Annotated in this window: 13 protein-coding genes and 1 pseudogene; 5 read left to right on the top strand and 9 right to left on the bottom strand. The window is 58.5% G+C overall.

Going from position 1 to position 14,540, the window contains the following annotated elements:
• Window positions 1-47: 47 nt before the first annotated feature.
• From ALO64_RS09395 to mksB, 4 genes are all read right to left on the bottom strand, one after another.
• The gene (locus ALO64_RS09395; RefSeq protein WP_044345047.1) at window positions 48-1,295 is read right to left on the bottom strand and encodes a right-handed parallel beta-helix repeat-containing protein; all 1,248 of its coding nucleotides are present in this window, start codon (window positions 1,293-1,295) and stop codon (window positions 48-50) included.
• Between the two features lie 173 nt (window positions 1,296-1,468).
• Window positions 1,469-4,288, bottom strand: coding sequence for an Mks condensin complex protein MksF (gene mksF / locus ALO64_RS09400; protein WP_044345046.1), 2,820 nt, complete (start codon window positions 4,286-4,288; stop codon window positions 1,469-1,471).
• Window positions 4,285-4,992 (bottom strand): Mks condensin complex protein MksE, encoded by a 708-nt coding sequence (gene mksE / locus ALO64_RS09405; protein ID WP_002552081.1) that lies wholly within the window; start codon window positions 4,990-4,992, stop codon window positions 4,285-4,287. Before mksE ends, mksF begins: the two co-directional genes overlap by 4 nt.
• Complete coding sequence (gene mksB, locus ALO64_RS09410) at window positions 4,982-6,259, bottom strand: Mks condensin complex protein MksB (RefSeq protein WP_044345045.1); 1,278 nt, start codon at window positions 6,257-6,259, stop codon at window positions 4,982-4,984. The genes mksE and mksB overlap by 11 nt, the downstream gene beginning before the upstream one ends.
• Window positions 6,260-6,403: 144 nt before the next feature.
• Here mksB and ALO64_RS09415 point away from each other — a divergent pair, with 144 nt between their 5' ends.
• Together ALO64_RS09415 and rimI are read left to right on the top strand one after the other, a co-directional pair.
• A complete protein-coding gene (locus tag ALO64_RS09415; RefSeq protein ID WP_044345044.1) occupies window positions 6,404-7,207 on the top strand; it encodes a hypothetical protein in 804 nt (267 codons plus the stop codon).
• Complete coding sequence (rimI, locus tag ALO64_RS09420) at window positions 7,200-7,652, top strand: ribosomal protein S18-alanine N-acetyltransferase (RefSeq protein ID WP_044321910.1); 453 nt, start codon at window positions 7,200-7,202, stop codon at window positions 7,650-7,652. Before ALO64_RS09415 ends, rimI begins: the two co-directional genes overlap by 8 nt.
• 9 nt (window positions 7,653-7,661) lie before the next feature.
• Here rimI and ALO64_RS09425 read toward each other — a convergent pair whose 3' ends face one another.
• Complete coding sequence (locus ALO64_RS09425; protein WP_005734647.1) at window positions 7,662-8,069, bottom strand: hypothetical protein; 408 nt, start codon at window positions 8,067-8,069, stop codon at window positions 7,662-7,664.
• Between the two features lie 170 nt (window positions 8,070-8,239).
• Between ALO64_RS09425 and can the strand changes: the two genes are divergently transcribed.
• Entirely contained in the window at window positions 8,240-8,878 is a 639-nt protein-coding gene (can, locus tag ALO64_RS09430; protein WP_002552086.1) for a carbonate dehydratase, read from the top strand.
• Between the two features lie 71 nt (window positions 8,879-8,949).
• Here the strand turns inward: can and ALO64_RS26805 are convergent, their stop codons facing one another.
• The 4 genes and pseudogenes from ALO64_RS26805 to ALO64_RS26630 form a co-directional block, all read right to left on the bottom strand.
• Window positions 8,950-9,813, bottom strand: coding sequence for a methyl-accepting chemotaxis protein (locus tag ALO64_RS26805; RefSeq protein ID WP_408002899.1), 864 nt, complete (start codon window positions 9,811-9,813; stop codon window positions 8,950-8,952).
• Window positions 9,785-10,615, bottom strand: coding sequence for an MCP four helix bundle domain-containing protein (locus tag ALO64_RS26810; protein WP_408002900.1), 831 nt, complete (start codon window positions 10,613-10,615; stop codon window positions 9,785-9,787). Before ALO64_RS26810 ends, ALO64_RS26805 begins: the two co-directional genes overlap by 29 nt.
• A 119-nt stretch (window positions 10,616-10,734) precedes the next feature.
• The gene (locus ALO64_RS09440; RefSeq protein WP_044345042.1) at window positions 10,735-11,394 is read right to left on the bottom strand and encodes an HD domain-containing protein; all 660 of its coding nucleotides are present in this window, start codon (window positions 11,392-11,394) and stop codon (window positions 10,735-10,737) included.
• Window positions 11,395-11,459: 65 nt separating this feature from the next.
• Window positions 11,460-13,482, bottom strand: a pseudogene (locus ALO64_RS26630) (acyltransferase family protein).
• 267 nt (window positions 13,483-13,749) lie between these two features.
• Here ALO64_RS26630 and ALO64_RS09450 point away from each other — a divergent pair.
• Together ALO64_RS09450 and ALO64_RS09455 are read left to right on the top strand one after the other, a co-directional pair.
• Complete coding sequence (locus tag ALO64_RS09450) at window positions 13,750-14,094, top strand: zinc ribbon domain-containing protein YjdM (protein WP_082303469.1); 345 nt, start codon at window positions 13,750-13,752, stop codon at window positions 14,092-14,094.
• Window positions 14,095-14,202: 108 nt separating this feature from the next.
• Window positions 14,203-14,540: thiol-disulfide oxidoreductase DCC family protein (locus ALO64_RS09455; protein ID WP_094195085.1), on the top strand; the 338-nt coding region annotated here is incomplete at its 3' end.

Here is a 14,540-nt window from a genome sequence, read left to right on the forward strand (position 1 = left end):
TCTGGGGTTCCACAAACCTCTGCATTGGAGCCAGGGATTCCCTCCGCTCAGTTGAACGCCCCCATGCCTGCCAGCCTGCTGCCGGGCCGCAGATGGAAGCTGCTCAGCACTGGCAGGCTTCCGTCTGGCTGGCGCTTCGCATCCCAACCAGTGTCCGAGACATCTTCAAAGTCAGCGTCGGTTACAGGCGTTGGCAATGCCCATGAGTTGTGGGCCATATCCAGTCCTTCGCTGTTTACGGTCAACCGTCCCTTGTAGGCAATATTGTTGAGCAGGTGGCCGAGAGGGATCAGCGAGCCGTCTGGCGCGATACCCGCCATGTTGTAGTTTGCGCCATTGGAAAAAGCCGTGTTGTTGATGAAGTCCAGCGCCAAGGTATGGTGATTGGCGTAGAAACCAGCGGATTTGTTGTCGAAGGCAACTGAATTACGGACGATATGTTTCACGCCGTTGGGCACATACTTGCCACCGTATCCGCCCGCTTTGATCCCATTACCGTTGCTCGCTTCGAGTTTGGTGTGCGTGCCAGGCAGGTAACCTTGCTGCCATGCCCACGAGTTTTCGATGGTTACCGGCGAGAAGGCATTGATCAGGTCAAAGCCGTCGTCGGAATTGGCCCAGGCTCTGCAACCGCAAAATACGTTACCTGGATGCCCCGCCTTGATGTGTGCGCCGAAGCCGTCAGCGCTCTGACCTGCGCCGTTTGAGGTGTAAGGATCGTAGTTGTGGTGGGAGTCGGTATTGAGTACCAGGTTATAACCGCCGTTCTGAATGAACAGGCCTGGCCCCATGTTGTGATGCAAGTTGAGTTGCTCGAAAGTGTTGTGGCTGCCGCTGTTCCAGATACCCCAGGACTCGTGATTGAGATGGTTATCCGGCTGCTGCGGCACGCCCGTTACCTCCAGCCCCTTCAGGTGCAACCAGCTACCGGTAACGTTGAAGCCTTTGACGCGACAATCGTCTTTCATGGCCGAGAAATCAAACACCGGTGTTTCGCCCGGATAGGCCCAGTAACGTATAGGTTTGTTTTCGCTGCCGCTGTTGTTCAGGGTGATGGCATTGACGCTGTCTGTACGGGTAGCGCAGCTGTTGATGCCTGCTGTGTAGGTGTAGATTCCGCCGCGAAAATACACCGTGTCGCCGGCTTTTTCGGTTTGCTGCGCACGCATGATGGATTGCAATGGTGCGGCTTTTGTACCGGCAGCGTGATCATTGCCATTTGGGGCAACGTAATAGTCGGTTGCATGCGCTGTTGCAGCAACGGTCAGCAAGACCGTCAACAGTATGGTTTTCATGAGGTCACTCCAGGCCAGCGTCTCGTAATCGTATGCGTGTTTGCTGCACCCCATTGTGAATTCAATGAATAAAGAGTCTGTTTGTGCAAGGCCTGCACTATGGCCTCACTCAATTCGAAGACAATAAAAAAGGCCGCATTCTCATGCGGCCTTCTGACTACAGCTAACGACCCTTACGAAGCCAGCTCTGGAACCGCTGGTTTCACATCATCACGACGCTGAATATATTTCCAGTCAGCCTCATCGATGTAAATCCCGTTAGGCCCGCTGCCGCCTTCCAGGTCGATGGCAACGTGAGCCGAGACCTGTGGCTTCACACTGGCCAGAATCGGAACGAAGCCTAGTTGCAGGCTCGTTTCCAGTAGCGCAGCCTGGTTCTTCTCATCGATGTCTGCTGCTTCGTCGAGGTAATAAGGCAGGCGCACCCGACTAGCCTGATCCCGATCCATCAAGTGCAGCAACAGGTACATGTTGGTCAATGCCTTGATGGTCATCGTCGTGCCGTTGGACGCCGCGCCGTCGATATCGGTGTGGATAACCGGTTGACCATTGACCTTGGTGATCTCGAATGCAAGCTCGAACAAGTCCTTCAAGCCCAACTGGTTATGGTTGGCAGCCACAAGTCGCGCCAGATACTCCTTGGCCTCTTCGTTCTTGTTGTCCTGCTCGGCGCTCTGGCTCAGGTCGAAGACTGACAGTGTCTCGCCTTCTTCATATTGCCCGGCGCTGTGGATAATCTGATCGATGTGCTTGAGTGCTTCCTTGTTCGGCGCGAGCACGATACGGAAGCTTGCCAGGTTAGAGACTTGACGCTTGTTGATCTCGCGGTTGAACAGCGCCAGTTGATGCTCAAGGCTATCGTAGTCGCTACGAATATTGCGCAGGGTGCGGGCGATGTCAGTAACCGCAGCGCGACGAGCCTTGCCCAGCGTAAGTGCCTCATCGGTACGGTGTGCGTAGGCATTGATCAGCAGTTGCAGGCGACGCTCCATGTCGTCCTCGCTGTCGAATTTGGCCACGCCCTTGAGGCGAACCTGGGCATACAGCGCTTCGATCTGCCCATCGCTGCGCAACAGACCTTGCCAGCTGTCCTGATAATCATTGAGCAGTGGCAACAGGTTATCCATGGAATCATCAATCGGGTCCATGAACGGCGTGCCGAACGGCAGATCCGCAGGCAACAACTGGCGGCGACGTAGCGCGTCGTCCAGCGTGCGTTGCTTGGATTCCATGTCACCAATCTGACGGGCGATCAGTTGCAGCTTGGCCGAGAGCTGCTGGACGCGTTCGGTGAATGCATCGCTGGAGCGTTTCAGTTCATCCTGAGCGGCTTCCATCTGCGCCAGCTCTTCCAGCTTGCCTGGCTCCTCCGCGCTCAAGGTCTGGCAGCGGCGGAAGTCTTCAAGTGCTTTTTGAGCATCCAGCACCTGTTGATACAGCGCCTCGGTGCGGGTCTTGCTCGCCGCGCGGTCGGCGGCCACAGCCTGCAGGGTTTTCAGTTGTTTCAGTTCTTTTTCCAGACGCTCTTTCTGATCGCGCAACGCGGCACGATCGGCCAGCGCCTGCAGGGCAGGCGGCTCGATGCTCGACAGGTTGATTGTCAGCCCCGGTACTGCAAACTGATCGCCCTTGAAGCCATCCAGAATGGTCTCCAGCGACTTGACCCACGCATCGCCATCATCCAGCGCAATACCTTGCTCACCCAACGGCAAGCTGAACAGTGCGCTGTTGAACAGACGCATCAGACGTTCTACGTCCGGCTGGGAGAACTCTTCACGCAGACGGGCGTAACTGTTGTTGTCCGCGTGGTCGAGCTGTTGCTTGACCGACTTGAGGCGTTTCTCCAGGTCGCGCAAACGCTCGTCCAGGTCTTCGGCGCTGAACTGCCGGGACTGGGCCAGCGCACCGGCCAGCTCATCGTGAGCATCCTTGGCTGCGAGCAGTTGCTGCTCCAGCACCTTGACGTCATCGACCAGCGCGAAACGATTCTTCAGCACCGACAGCTCGCCGACCCAGCGCTGGATACTGCTGATCTCGCGCTCCAGACGCATCAGTTCCTGAGTGCTGCTGCGCTGATCGTTCTGCATCTCATCCTGCTGAGCACGGTAATGCTCGGCCTGAGCGACCAGTTCTTCCTTGCGCGCGCCAGAGTAGTCCGACCAAGTGCCAAGCAGTGAATCAAGGATCGGCGACAGACGATGCAGTTTGCCGCGCAACAGATCACGCTGTTTGACCCCGGAAGCCAGTGCCTCGACCAGCGGGCCAGCCAGTACCAGCGAGTTGTAATCCTGTTCCATGCGCCGCACGTCGCGGAAAGCTTCTTCACAGGCGGCGATGTAGTCGACGCTGCCCGAACGCAGGCTGTGCTCGAACGCATCGAGAAACAGCTGCTTGAGTTTGGCTGCCGTGATTTCACGCATGTGCAGCAGGTTGATGAACAGCGCGCGGAAAGTCTTCAGGCTCTGCTCGCTGGTGGAGCGTAGCGGGATCAGGGTCAGGTCCAGCGGGATCGAGGTATGACCGCCGACCAGCAGACGGCGCAACTCGTCCGGCTTGAGTTCGTAGGCTTTCAGGCCCTGGCTTTCCAGGTTGCTGAACAGCTCTTTCTGACGCAGGCAGGTGTCGTTCTTCTGGTAATGACCGAGGTCCAGCTCGCCGGCATAGGCAAAGAACTGGTGGCCGAAACCGCCACCCGGGCCGCGGCCTACCACGCCAATCACATGCGGGCCGTGGGGCAGGGAGACTTCCACCAGAATGTAACTGGTGTCGGTGGCAAAGTAGAAGCGCCGGGACTGCTCAAGGCTGTACTTGCCGAAGCTCATGTCCGACATGCGTGCCAGAATCGGGAATTGCAGAGCGTTGATCGAGGCGCTCTTGCCGAGGTTATTCGCGCCGTACACCGACAGCGGGTTTTCCAGCGGGAACAGGCCGAGGCTGTAACCGGCGGTGTTCAACAGGGCAAAGCGGCGGATGCTATAACGTTCCTGGCTCATGTGTCCATCTCCTGTCGTTGCTCATCGGCGATTGCCCGGGCAAGTGCCTCTTCCTCGGTTTCTTCACCGAATTCAGCCAGGTCCAGCGGGTCATCGGTTTCCAGCAGCTTCTCGTCGCTGTCGTCATCGATGAGCACAGGCGTTGGCAGTGGCAGGGCGCTATGCAGGCTGGCCGCCAGATCGCGGTCCTGTTGCACCGACAGGCATACATCGAGAAAACGGTGCATCGGCGGCAGGAAGCGGTAGATACCGACCTCTTCACTGGCAAAACCCAGTTGCGTCATGCGGCGCATGATCTTCTCTTCAAGCTCTTCCTGGGTCTGCACTTCCGCCTGAAGAAACAGGTCCCGGTACTTTTCCAGCATCGAAGGCAGTTCGTCACGGCCCAGACTGCCGCCATCCAGCACGGCCATCGGGTCGCGGCCCTGATCGGCCAGATGCTCGACGAGGATGAAGGTGAACAGCGCCAGACGCTGAGCGGTCTTGTTGACCTGCGCGGCAGCCAGTTCAGGCACGAAATAGTAGAAGCCACGGGTGTCGCAGATCAGTTCGTAGCCCAGTGCCTTGAACAGCGCGCGGTACTGGTCCTGGCAGTTGGAGAGTTGGGCATACAGCTCCGGGTCGCGGCGGCTGATGTGATAGCCCTTGAACAGCTCGCGAAAGATCGGCGCGAGCTGGGACATTTCGGATAGATCAAGATGCATGAACAGGGCTCTCGGAATGCTCTGGCTGCTCGTCTTTTGCGGCGAGCAGGGCAAAGGAGCGCAGGCTGACGCGGTGCTCCCGGGTGAAATATTCGCGACGCTCGAGGCGTTCACGGGCGAAGCGCTTGTCCCGCGACAACCGCGAGAACCAGTACAACAGCTCGTCGGTTTCGCCGGTCGGTTCCTGCTCCAGCAACCAGACCATCAGGTCAGGCATCGGCAGGGCGCTTTCGCAGCGCTCGAGCATTTCCTTGACCGTACGTGGCGCGCGGGGTGGTTCGCCCTTGCGTGTACCACTGGCCTTGGGGAACTTCGCGGGCTTGGGTTCAAATCGCGCCAAGGCATAGACGTAAGCCTCGACCTGGCTCGCGCTGCCCAGAAAGGTACTTTGCGGGCGGGTAAACAATGGCATGGCAGCCTGTGGCACTGCGTCCAGGCCCTTGCGCCGAATCGCCGACAAGGCCAGCGCCGCGCCACGAGTCACCGCATTATGGCGACGTGCCTCCTCGCGCAGCGGCAACAGCAGCTCGCGTGCATGGCGCAAGGTCAACTGAGCGCTGATCTGCATCTCCAGAATGCGCGCATGGGTGCGCAGCAGCATGTCGTCGTCGACCAGATGACCGAGGCGTTGTTGCTCGGTCAACAGGCGCAGCAGCACATTCTCGACCTTGCGCACACCCTGTTCGAAAGCACCGTCGGCATTGACCAGTTGAATCATCGGCTCGACGTATTCGTCCCAGGTGGCCAGAACTTCTGCATACCGCTGGCGCAAAGGGATCTGCCGGTCGCTGGTCTTGGCCCGGTCGGCGACCGCGACCAGTGCCTGTTCGTCGTTGGCAAGCTTCTTGAGAACGTCGCGCACCTGCATGTCCAGCAGCCGCAGCTGCCTGGCCAGATCATTGGCATCGCGAATATCGAACGCGTCCTGAATGTAACCGGCCAGGCGCTCCAGATGGCGCAGATAAGCCTCGATTTCCAGGCACAGGCCCAGCCGGTGCTCGCGGCGCAGGTAGGACAGGAAGTCATGGATCTGTGCGTTGAGCTCAAAGCGGTTCGGACTTTTCGCGACGGGCACCAGAATGTCCAGACGAATCCACACGTCCAGCAGGTTGGTGATGTCTTGCGGGGTGCTGTCCTGCTGCTGAGCGCCCAATTGCAGGCGCAGCTCGCTCAGGCTCAACGTACCCTGGTCGAAGTGTTCGCATAAGGGCTCGAGTAGCGCCCAGTGCTCGGCAAGGGCGCGCAGGACGCGCTTGGGTTCGATCATCGTTAGGCCGACTGTTGGCAAGTGAAAAGCGGCAATTGTACTGCATCAGTCGCCTGATATTTCACCTGCGGGCGATATGCTGCAGCGCAAAAAGGCGAACAACGCTAGAATTGCGCGCTTAACTTATCCACAGGTGGCTGACCCTTGCTCAACGAGTCCCGTCGCCGCGCTTATTTGACCGCCATGCAGGTGGTCAACTGGCTGCCGCGCACAGAACTGCCATTCGCCGCGCCCTCGCGTCCGGAGCTGCTTGCGCCGTTACCGCCGCCGGTCGAGGTGCAGCGCATTGCGCCTGCTGCCGCGCCATCTGCGCACGCTGCGCCGGTCGAAGCCGCGAACGTGGTGCCGATCGCCCGGCAGCCCGAGCGCCCGAAGGTCGAGGTGCCGCGTCCGTCACTGGCCAGCACGCGCACAGTTGCCGCGGTCGAAGAGGTAGCGCCTGCGCAGCCAAAGGCTCCGGTCGTGCCGCCACCGCGTTTTGCCCTGCAATTACTGCGTGCCGGCCGTTGCCTGCTGCTGGTAGAACTGACCACCGGCCAGCCGTTTCAGAGCCGCGATCCGTCCTACCTGCTGCTCAAGGACATGCTGCGCGCTGCCGGTCTGCCCGACAGCCCGCAGATTATCGGCGAACCGGTGCGCTGGCCGTTGCTGGTGCGCGGCCAGATGGATCAGGGCCCGGAAGCGGCGCGCGACTTCGTGCAAGGCTTTGTCGGTGCCCGGCTTGAGGGCGAACCCTGTGCGTGCCTGTGGCTGATCGGTTTGCCGTCGATGAAGTTCGCCGGTGAAGCCGACGCCGAATCCTATAACCGCGAATTGCAGATTGACGGTCTGGGCACTGCCTGGGCGTTGCCGGGTCTTGAATTAATGATGGACGAGCCTGAGCGCAAGGCCGATGTCTGGAAAGCCATGCGTCGGCTGATGACGCGCTGGAAATCGATCGATGAGTGATGCCGTAACCTTCCGCCCCATGACCGAAGCCGATATGGATGCGGTGCTGAAAATCGAATACGCAGCATTCAGCCATCCCTGGACACGCGGCATCTTTCTCGATGGCCTCAAGTCCTACGAGATCTGGCTGATGTTCGAAGGAGCGCAGCAGGTTGGACATGGTGTGATTCAGGTCATCATCGATGAAGCACATCTGCTCAATATCACCGTCAAACCTGAAAATCAGGGCCGTGGTCTTGGCTTGCTGCTGCTGGATCATCTGATGAAGCGTGCTTATCAGCTAAACGCTCGGGAATGCTTTCTGGAGCTGCGTGACAGTAATCGTCCAGCCTATCGTCTGTATGAAAACTACGGTTTCAACGAGATAGGCCGGCGTCGCGATTACTACCCGGCAGTAGGCGACCGCGAAGACGCTGTGGTCATGGCCTGTACGCTTTTCGAATAGTGCTGGCTGTCAGCGCTGGGTGTTGCCATCCAGCGGGTCAAGAATGGCCATCTCCTCTTCGTCGAGCCCGTTGCCACCACCGATGTCATCTTCATCGACTACCGTCAGGTCCAGGTCGGCAGGATCGTCTTCGCCCTGCTCGTTCGGTGAACGGGCACCGTCTTCGCGGATCAGGGTTTCCGGAGACAGATCGTCATCGGTCGAATGGTGATCGTCAGTCGAGGCACCGGTCAGGCCTGCCTCACGCACACGCTGATCCGGAATTTCATGTTGCAGCTCGTCTTCAGGGATAAGATCGCCAATACGGCCCGGTTCTTCCTCGTCGAAATCGAGTGTTTCCATGGAGCCCATACGGTCTTCGTTATCGTCGATGGGTTCCGGTTCGGTAGCACCGAACGGACGGCGTGAATCGTTCATGGGAAATCCTCATTTCAGGTGGTCGTAAAAAATGGACCGGCCACGACTTTGAAGATTCCTTTTTGTTGACCGACGAGCTTTGGTGAATTTTGTCAGTAGTGGCAAATAGGCGTGACTTGAAGGATTCGACTCCAGTCCAAGGCTGGGCATCATTATCGAGGCGTCAAAGCATGAACGAGCTACAAGACCTGATTGATAACAATGCACGCTGGGCCGATGCGATAAAGCAGGAAGACCCAGAGTTTTTCGCCAAGCTGGCCCGCCAGCAAACACCTGAGTTCCTGTGGATCGGTTGTTCGGATGCACGTGTCCCGGCCAACGAGATCGTCGGCATGCTGCCCGGCGATCTGTTCGTCCATCGCAACGTGGCCAACGTTGTGTTGCACACCGACCTCAACTGCCTGTCGGTGATCCAGTACGCAGTGGATGTTTTGAAGGTCAAACACATTCTGGTGACGGGCCACTATGGTTGCGGCGGTGTACGCGCGTCCATGCAGGACCGCCAGTTCGGCCTGATCGACGGCTGGCTGCGCACGATTCGTGATCTGTATTACGAAAACCGTGAAGTGCTGGCCAAGCTGCCGACCGAGGAAGAACGTGTCGACCGTCTGTGCGAGCTGAACGTGATTCAGCAAGTGGCCAACGTCGGTCACACCAGCATTGTGCAGAACGCCTGGCACCGTGGGCAGAGCCTGTCTGTGCATGGCTGCATCTACGGCATCAAGGACGGTCGCTGGAAAAGCCTCGACGTGACCATCAGCGGTTTCGAGCAGTTGCCGCCGCAGTACCGTCTGCGTCCGCAGGACTGATAGCCGCCCTCAGGTTGCACTATCGCCAGCCAGTCTGTTTTCGGGACGACTGGTTGGCGGCAGGCAGGGCATCACAGTACGAAACGCTGCACCATCAGGTTCAGATCAGCCGCCAGCATCGACAGCGAATTGCTCGCCACGGTGGTCTGCTGCGCGCCTGACGCTGTCTGGCTCGACAGGTCGCGGATACTGCTCAGGTTGCGGTCTACTTCAGTCGCGACCTGAGCTTGCTGTTCTGCTGCACTGGCAATCAGCAGGTTGCGGTCGTTGATGGTGCCCGTTGAATGGATGATCACGGTCAATACTTCGCCAGTTGATGCAGCTTGCTCAAGCGTCAGGCTGGCTTGCGTTGCCGTGTGGCGCAACGAGCTGGCCGTTTGCTGAGTGCTTTGCTGCACGCCGCTGATCAGCCCTTCGATTTCTGCTGTCGAGGCGCTGGTGCGTTGCGCCAGTGAACGAACCTCGTCAGCTACCACGGCAAATCCGCGCCCGGCTTCGCCCGCCCTGGCTGCCTCAATGGCGGCGTTCAGGGCCAGCAGGTTGGTCTGGTTGGCGATCGCGCGAATCACATCGAGGATGCTGCTGATGCTCTGTGTGCGCTCGGCCAGTCCTTCAGCCTGATGCGAGGAGTCCAGCACGTTTTCAGTCAGTTGCTTGATCGAAAGAATCGTCGCCGACAGTTTTTCCTGCCCTTGCGCTGCCGCCTGGGTCGACGCCTTTGATTCGGTCACGGTGCTGCTGGCGTTGCCTGCAACTTCGATGGCCGCCTGACTCATCTGGTTGACGGCGACTGCGGCCTGCTCGATTTCGTTGTTCTGCAATTGCAGATTGAGCGCACTGGCTTCGGCAATGGTGCCCATCTCCTGAACTGACTGCGACAGCTGCGTCGCCGCTGCGTAGATCTGATCAATCGTGCCGTGCAGGTTGGTGCGCATGCGCCCCNNGGGTGATCAGCAACTGCGCGGTCTCGTCCTTGCCATCCGGTATCCGGTGCTCTGTCAGATCACCATCGGCGATGGTGCTGGCAATGTGCAAAGCCTGGCGGACCGGGTGAATGATGCTGACGCTCAGACGCCAGGCCAGCAGCAGGGTCAGAGCCAATACGACGGCGATGGCGCTCAGCGCAATGATTCTCGCCTGCTCGTAACGGGTGCCTGCTGACTCTACGGCGGCGGCAGCGCTCTGTTTGTTCAGCTCGCGCAGCAACTGCACCTGCATGTCCATCAGGTCGCCTTGCAGCGCGAGCATGGTATTGGCCAGCATTCGGGCCTCATCCAGCTTGTTCTGCTCGATCAGCGTGATCTGATTCTGCAAACCGGGCATGAACGCCTTATAGGCATCCTGCAACGCGACGATAGAGTCGTGCTCAGTGCCCGATTGAACACGCGCAAGGTATTCCGAGAAACCTTTCTCGACTTCGTTCTTGAGCTGTTCGACATTGATCTTGCTGTTGATGACCGCACCCGGATCGTCGGCATTGGCGATCAGCCGGGTGGTCTCGCTGCGCAGTTTGACCAGGCCGATGGCGATGGCATCGGCCATGGCGATACTGGGCAGCGCACCACTCTCGACAGCTTCGCCCTGATTGCGGATCTCCTGCATCTGCAGCAGGCAGAAAGCCCCCAGCGCGACCATCAGCAGGGAAGTGAGGCCGAAACAGATCACTAGGCGCAGGGTAATCCTGAAGCGGCGCAATAGTGTTGGCGTTGTGGATTGCCGACGCAGGAAACGAGGCATAAATCTTTTCACGGCACACAACCCCTATAAACACGCAGACCTTCTCGGAGAGCCGTTTATAGGGCAGTTGTGTGATGTCTTTGTGATATCTGATGTTTATATCGGAAACAGGTAACCCATCATGGCTGAGGCGCGCCGATTTCCTCCATCAGTTCATCCAGAAAACGCTTCAGCCGGTCGTGCCTGATCTTCGCCATCTGTGTCCCGGTGTCGGTTTGAAAGCTGTCGGCGAGGTGCAGCAGCTTGGTATGAAAATGGTCGGCGGCGAAGTTCCTGTCGTCATACGGGCGCTGGCTGGCATGCGGGTCGTTCGGTTCGTAAAGCTGTCTGCCTATCCGCCCTGATACGTAAAAGGTTCGAGCCACGCCGATCATGCCCAGAGAATCCAGGCGGTCGGCGTCCTGCAGAATTCGGGCTTCCAGCGTCAACGGAGTTATCGCCGCCGAAAAACTGTGCGCTTCGATAGCATGGGCAACTGAAGCGATACTTTCTTCGTCCCACCCCATCTCGGTAAGCAATTCGCTGGCCCGTGCTGCCGCCAGTCGCGAAGCGCTGGAGCGAAACGGTGAATCTTTCTCGACCGAAACACAGTCGTGTAACAGCGTGGCAGCGATCAGTACACGGGCATCGCCGCCTTCCCGGTCACGGATAGCGCAGACGTTTTTCCAGACGCGCAGCAAGTGCGAGACGTCGTGCGCGCCATCGATTTTCTCTGCATGAGTGTGCGGGATCAGCAGGCTGGCCAGATCCTGAAACGGGGCGAAGCTGGCGGCGGTCATGCGATGGTCCTCAGGCGTCTGTGCGGGTATCAGCATTACAGACAATGCCGCCCGATAAAACCCTGTCACTGGTCAAGAATATGGCTGATCTGACCGGCAAGCAGCCCTGCGCCCTTGGCGTTGAGGTGATTGAAGTCCTTGTAGTACGAGTTCATATCGCCAATCAGGCATTGCTTGTCCTTGCAAAAGGCGTCATCCAGCGTGATCAACCTGATCTGCTTCGCCTGGCTGGCGTGCAGGAACAGCTCGCGAGTGAAGCGTTGCAACAGAGCATGTTTTTCGACTGGCACCGACAGTTCACTGATCCGCTGCAGTTTCTGCGCATCACTGTCCGAGGCGTCCCGGGCCAGGCGGTAGTAGAGACTCTCGGGGTTGATCAATTGCTGCGGCACCTGTGCGACGATGAATACCTCGGTGCCGATATCGCGGTAGGCCTTTATCGTGGTTTCAAGCGCCTGCCGGAACACTGCTCGCGAGGTTTCCCGATTTTTTTCCGGGTGGCTGCGGGAGGTCAGGAAATACTTGCTCATCTTCCGTTCGCCGTAATCGCCGTCGGTGTACAGCGTCCAGCGTGCCACCAGCACGACCTTTTTGATCTGCCGCTGCTTCACGTATTCAAACTCGCGATTGGCCAGCGCCTCGCATACCCCGGTAGGGTAGTTACCCTTGGCGATGTCCACGCCGAGCAAGGGCAGGCAACCGCCCAGACCTATGTGCGCGACGGTTCTGCCCAGATCCCGCGCGGCGGCGTCAAACGTCGATAACAGGGCCTCTGAGTGGCTGTCACCAAACAGAGCCATCTCCGGTACGACGTTGCTGTCGGCAAGACCAAACAGGCAAAAATCGACATTCCAGCCTTGGCTATCAAGGTTCCGGTCGCATTTTTCGCGTATCTGCGGGTCGACAAATGCCTGATGCATCGCCGGATCGACAGCGAAGCGCTGGCTAAAGCCGTTATTGAGATAGCCGACCAGCCCCAGCACGACAAATAGCGTGGAAGCAACGCCTGCCGAGGCGAAGATCTGACGGCGGTTGAATGCACCGGCCTTGCGAAAGGGCTGCTCGACGAAGCGCCAGCTCAGCCAGGCCAGCAGCAGCGAGAGCACGGTCAACGCCAGCATCAGCGGCAGGCCTGGCTCAATCAGGCTGCGCTGACGAGCGAAGGCAAAGACGGGCTGATGCCACAAATAGGCGCTGTAACTGATCATGCCGATCAGGACCGTTACCCGTGAACTCAGCGCGTTGCCGACCCAGGTCTGGCCATTGGCGAAGACAATGATCAATGCCGTACCCAGCACAGGCAGCAGCGCGTTGAGGCCAGGGAAGGGTGTACTGCTGTCGAAACAAACCTACGGCATAACCAATCAGCAAAATCCCCAGTAGCGTCGCCGCCTGATCGAGATGGCTGGCGCTATCAACGCTACGCGGGCGCCAGACAAAGTAGAAGGCGATGAACGAGCCCGTCAGCAATTCCCAGGCGCGTGCAGGCAGCAGATAAAAAGCGTTACTGGCGTTATGACGCGCCCCCAGCTCCGCCAGCGCCAGGCTTGCCAGGGCAGCTGCGATCAGCAGCACAATCAGCCACTTGCGACCCATGCTCCAGGCCAGCATCAGTAGCGGTGGGAAAAACAGGTAGTACTGCTCCTCTACCGCGAGCGTCCAGGTGTGCAGCAAGGGTTTGAGTTCAGCGGTTGCGTCGAAATAGCCGCTTTCCAGCCAGAACAGTAGGTTGGAAGAGAAGGTCGGCACCGCCACCAGGCTTTTGGCGAAGTATTTCAGGTCAGACGGATCGAGCGTCAACCACGCGACAGGCAGGCAGACCAGCATCATCACGAACAGCGCCGGCAGAATGCGTCGGGCGCGCCGTTCGTAGAAATCGATCAGCGAGAATCTGCCGTTGAGCATCTGCGCAAGAATGATCGAGGTGATCAGATAGCCAGAGATCACAAAAAAGATGTCGACCCCCACGAATCCACCGCTGAATAACGGCAAACCCGCGTGATACAGGATGACCGGTATCACCGCGATCGCGCGCAGGCCATCGATTTCGGGTCGATAGCCGAGCGCCGGGTTATGAGGAATGCCCATGAAGTGTGCTCGATACAGGAAGTGGTGAATGGCGGTAAATGCGCGCTGCAATAGCTACCGCCAACGCAGGGCGCAGGGGTTGGGGATGAAGGATCAGAAGGGAATCGAAGGAGAGAGTGATGTATTTTTTAGCTCAGGTATTCGCTCCTGTCCAATGGCTGAAGCCGGTTTATATCGACAGGTTTGCACCAGCGGATCAGCGTCTTCCAACCTGAAAGTGTAAAAGCCCTTTATAATTCATGGTTTTTACCCCTCGATGCGAGAACCATTGTGAGCTTACCGTCCTGCCCGAAATGCAATTCCGAATACACCTACGAAGACGGCAGCCTGCTGATCTGCCCGGAATGCGCCCATGAATGGTCTGCAGACGCTGCTGGCGCCGATGCAGCCGACGACGTGAAAGTCATCAAGGACTCCACGGGAAATGTGCTGCAGGACGGCGATACCATTACCGTGATCAAGGACCTGAAGGTCAAAGGCTCTTCGCTGGTGGTCAAGGTCGGTACCAAGGTCAAGAACATCCGTCTGGTCGATGGCGACCACGATATCGATTGCAAGATCGACGGCATCGGCGCAATGAAGCTGAAGTCGGAGTTCTTCCGCAAGGTTTGATTCTGTCGGGCAATGGCTTTAGCCTGAACGCCTCGCCGGTCCTTCGACTGGCGGGGCGTTCATGTTTCCGGGCGCGCCAGGGCTGTTTTTCCTGAACAGGTGAATACCGTGCCGACGACTACCCCCGCCCCGTACCTGAAACCCGATGAATGTGTCGTGCTGTTCGATGGCGTCTGCAAGCTGTGCAATGGTGTGGTGAAGTTTCTGATTCGCCATGATCCGCACCAGCGTCTGCGCTTGGCCGCCGTACAGTCGGAGCAAGGGCAGGCATTGCTGAAGTGGGCCGGGCTGCCGCTCGACGATTTTCATACCATCGCAGTCATCGTTAACAATCGGGTGTTCGTACGCTCGGATGCCTTTCTGCACATCATGGGGCTGCTGCCTGCGCCTTGGCCGCTGCTGAAAGTGCTGGGTATTTTTCCACGCTTTCTAAGAGGGTGTAGACA

It is taken from the genome of Pseudomonas meliae, from assembly GCF_001400515.1.
Taxonomy (GTDB): Bacteria; Pseudomonadota; Gammaproteobacteria; order Pseudomonadales; family Pseudomonadaceae; genus Aquipseudomonas; species Aquipseudomonas amygdali.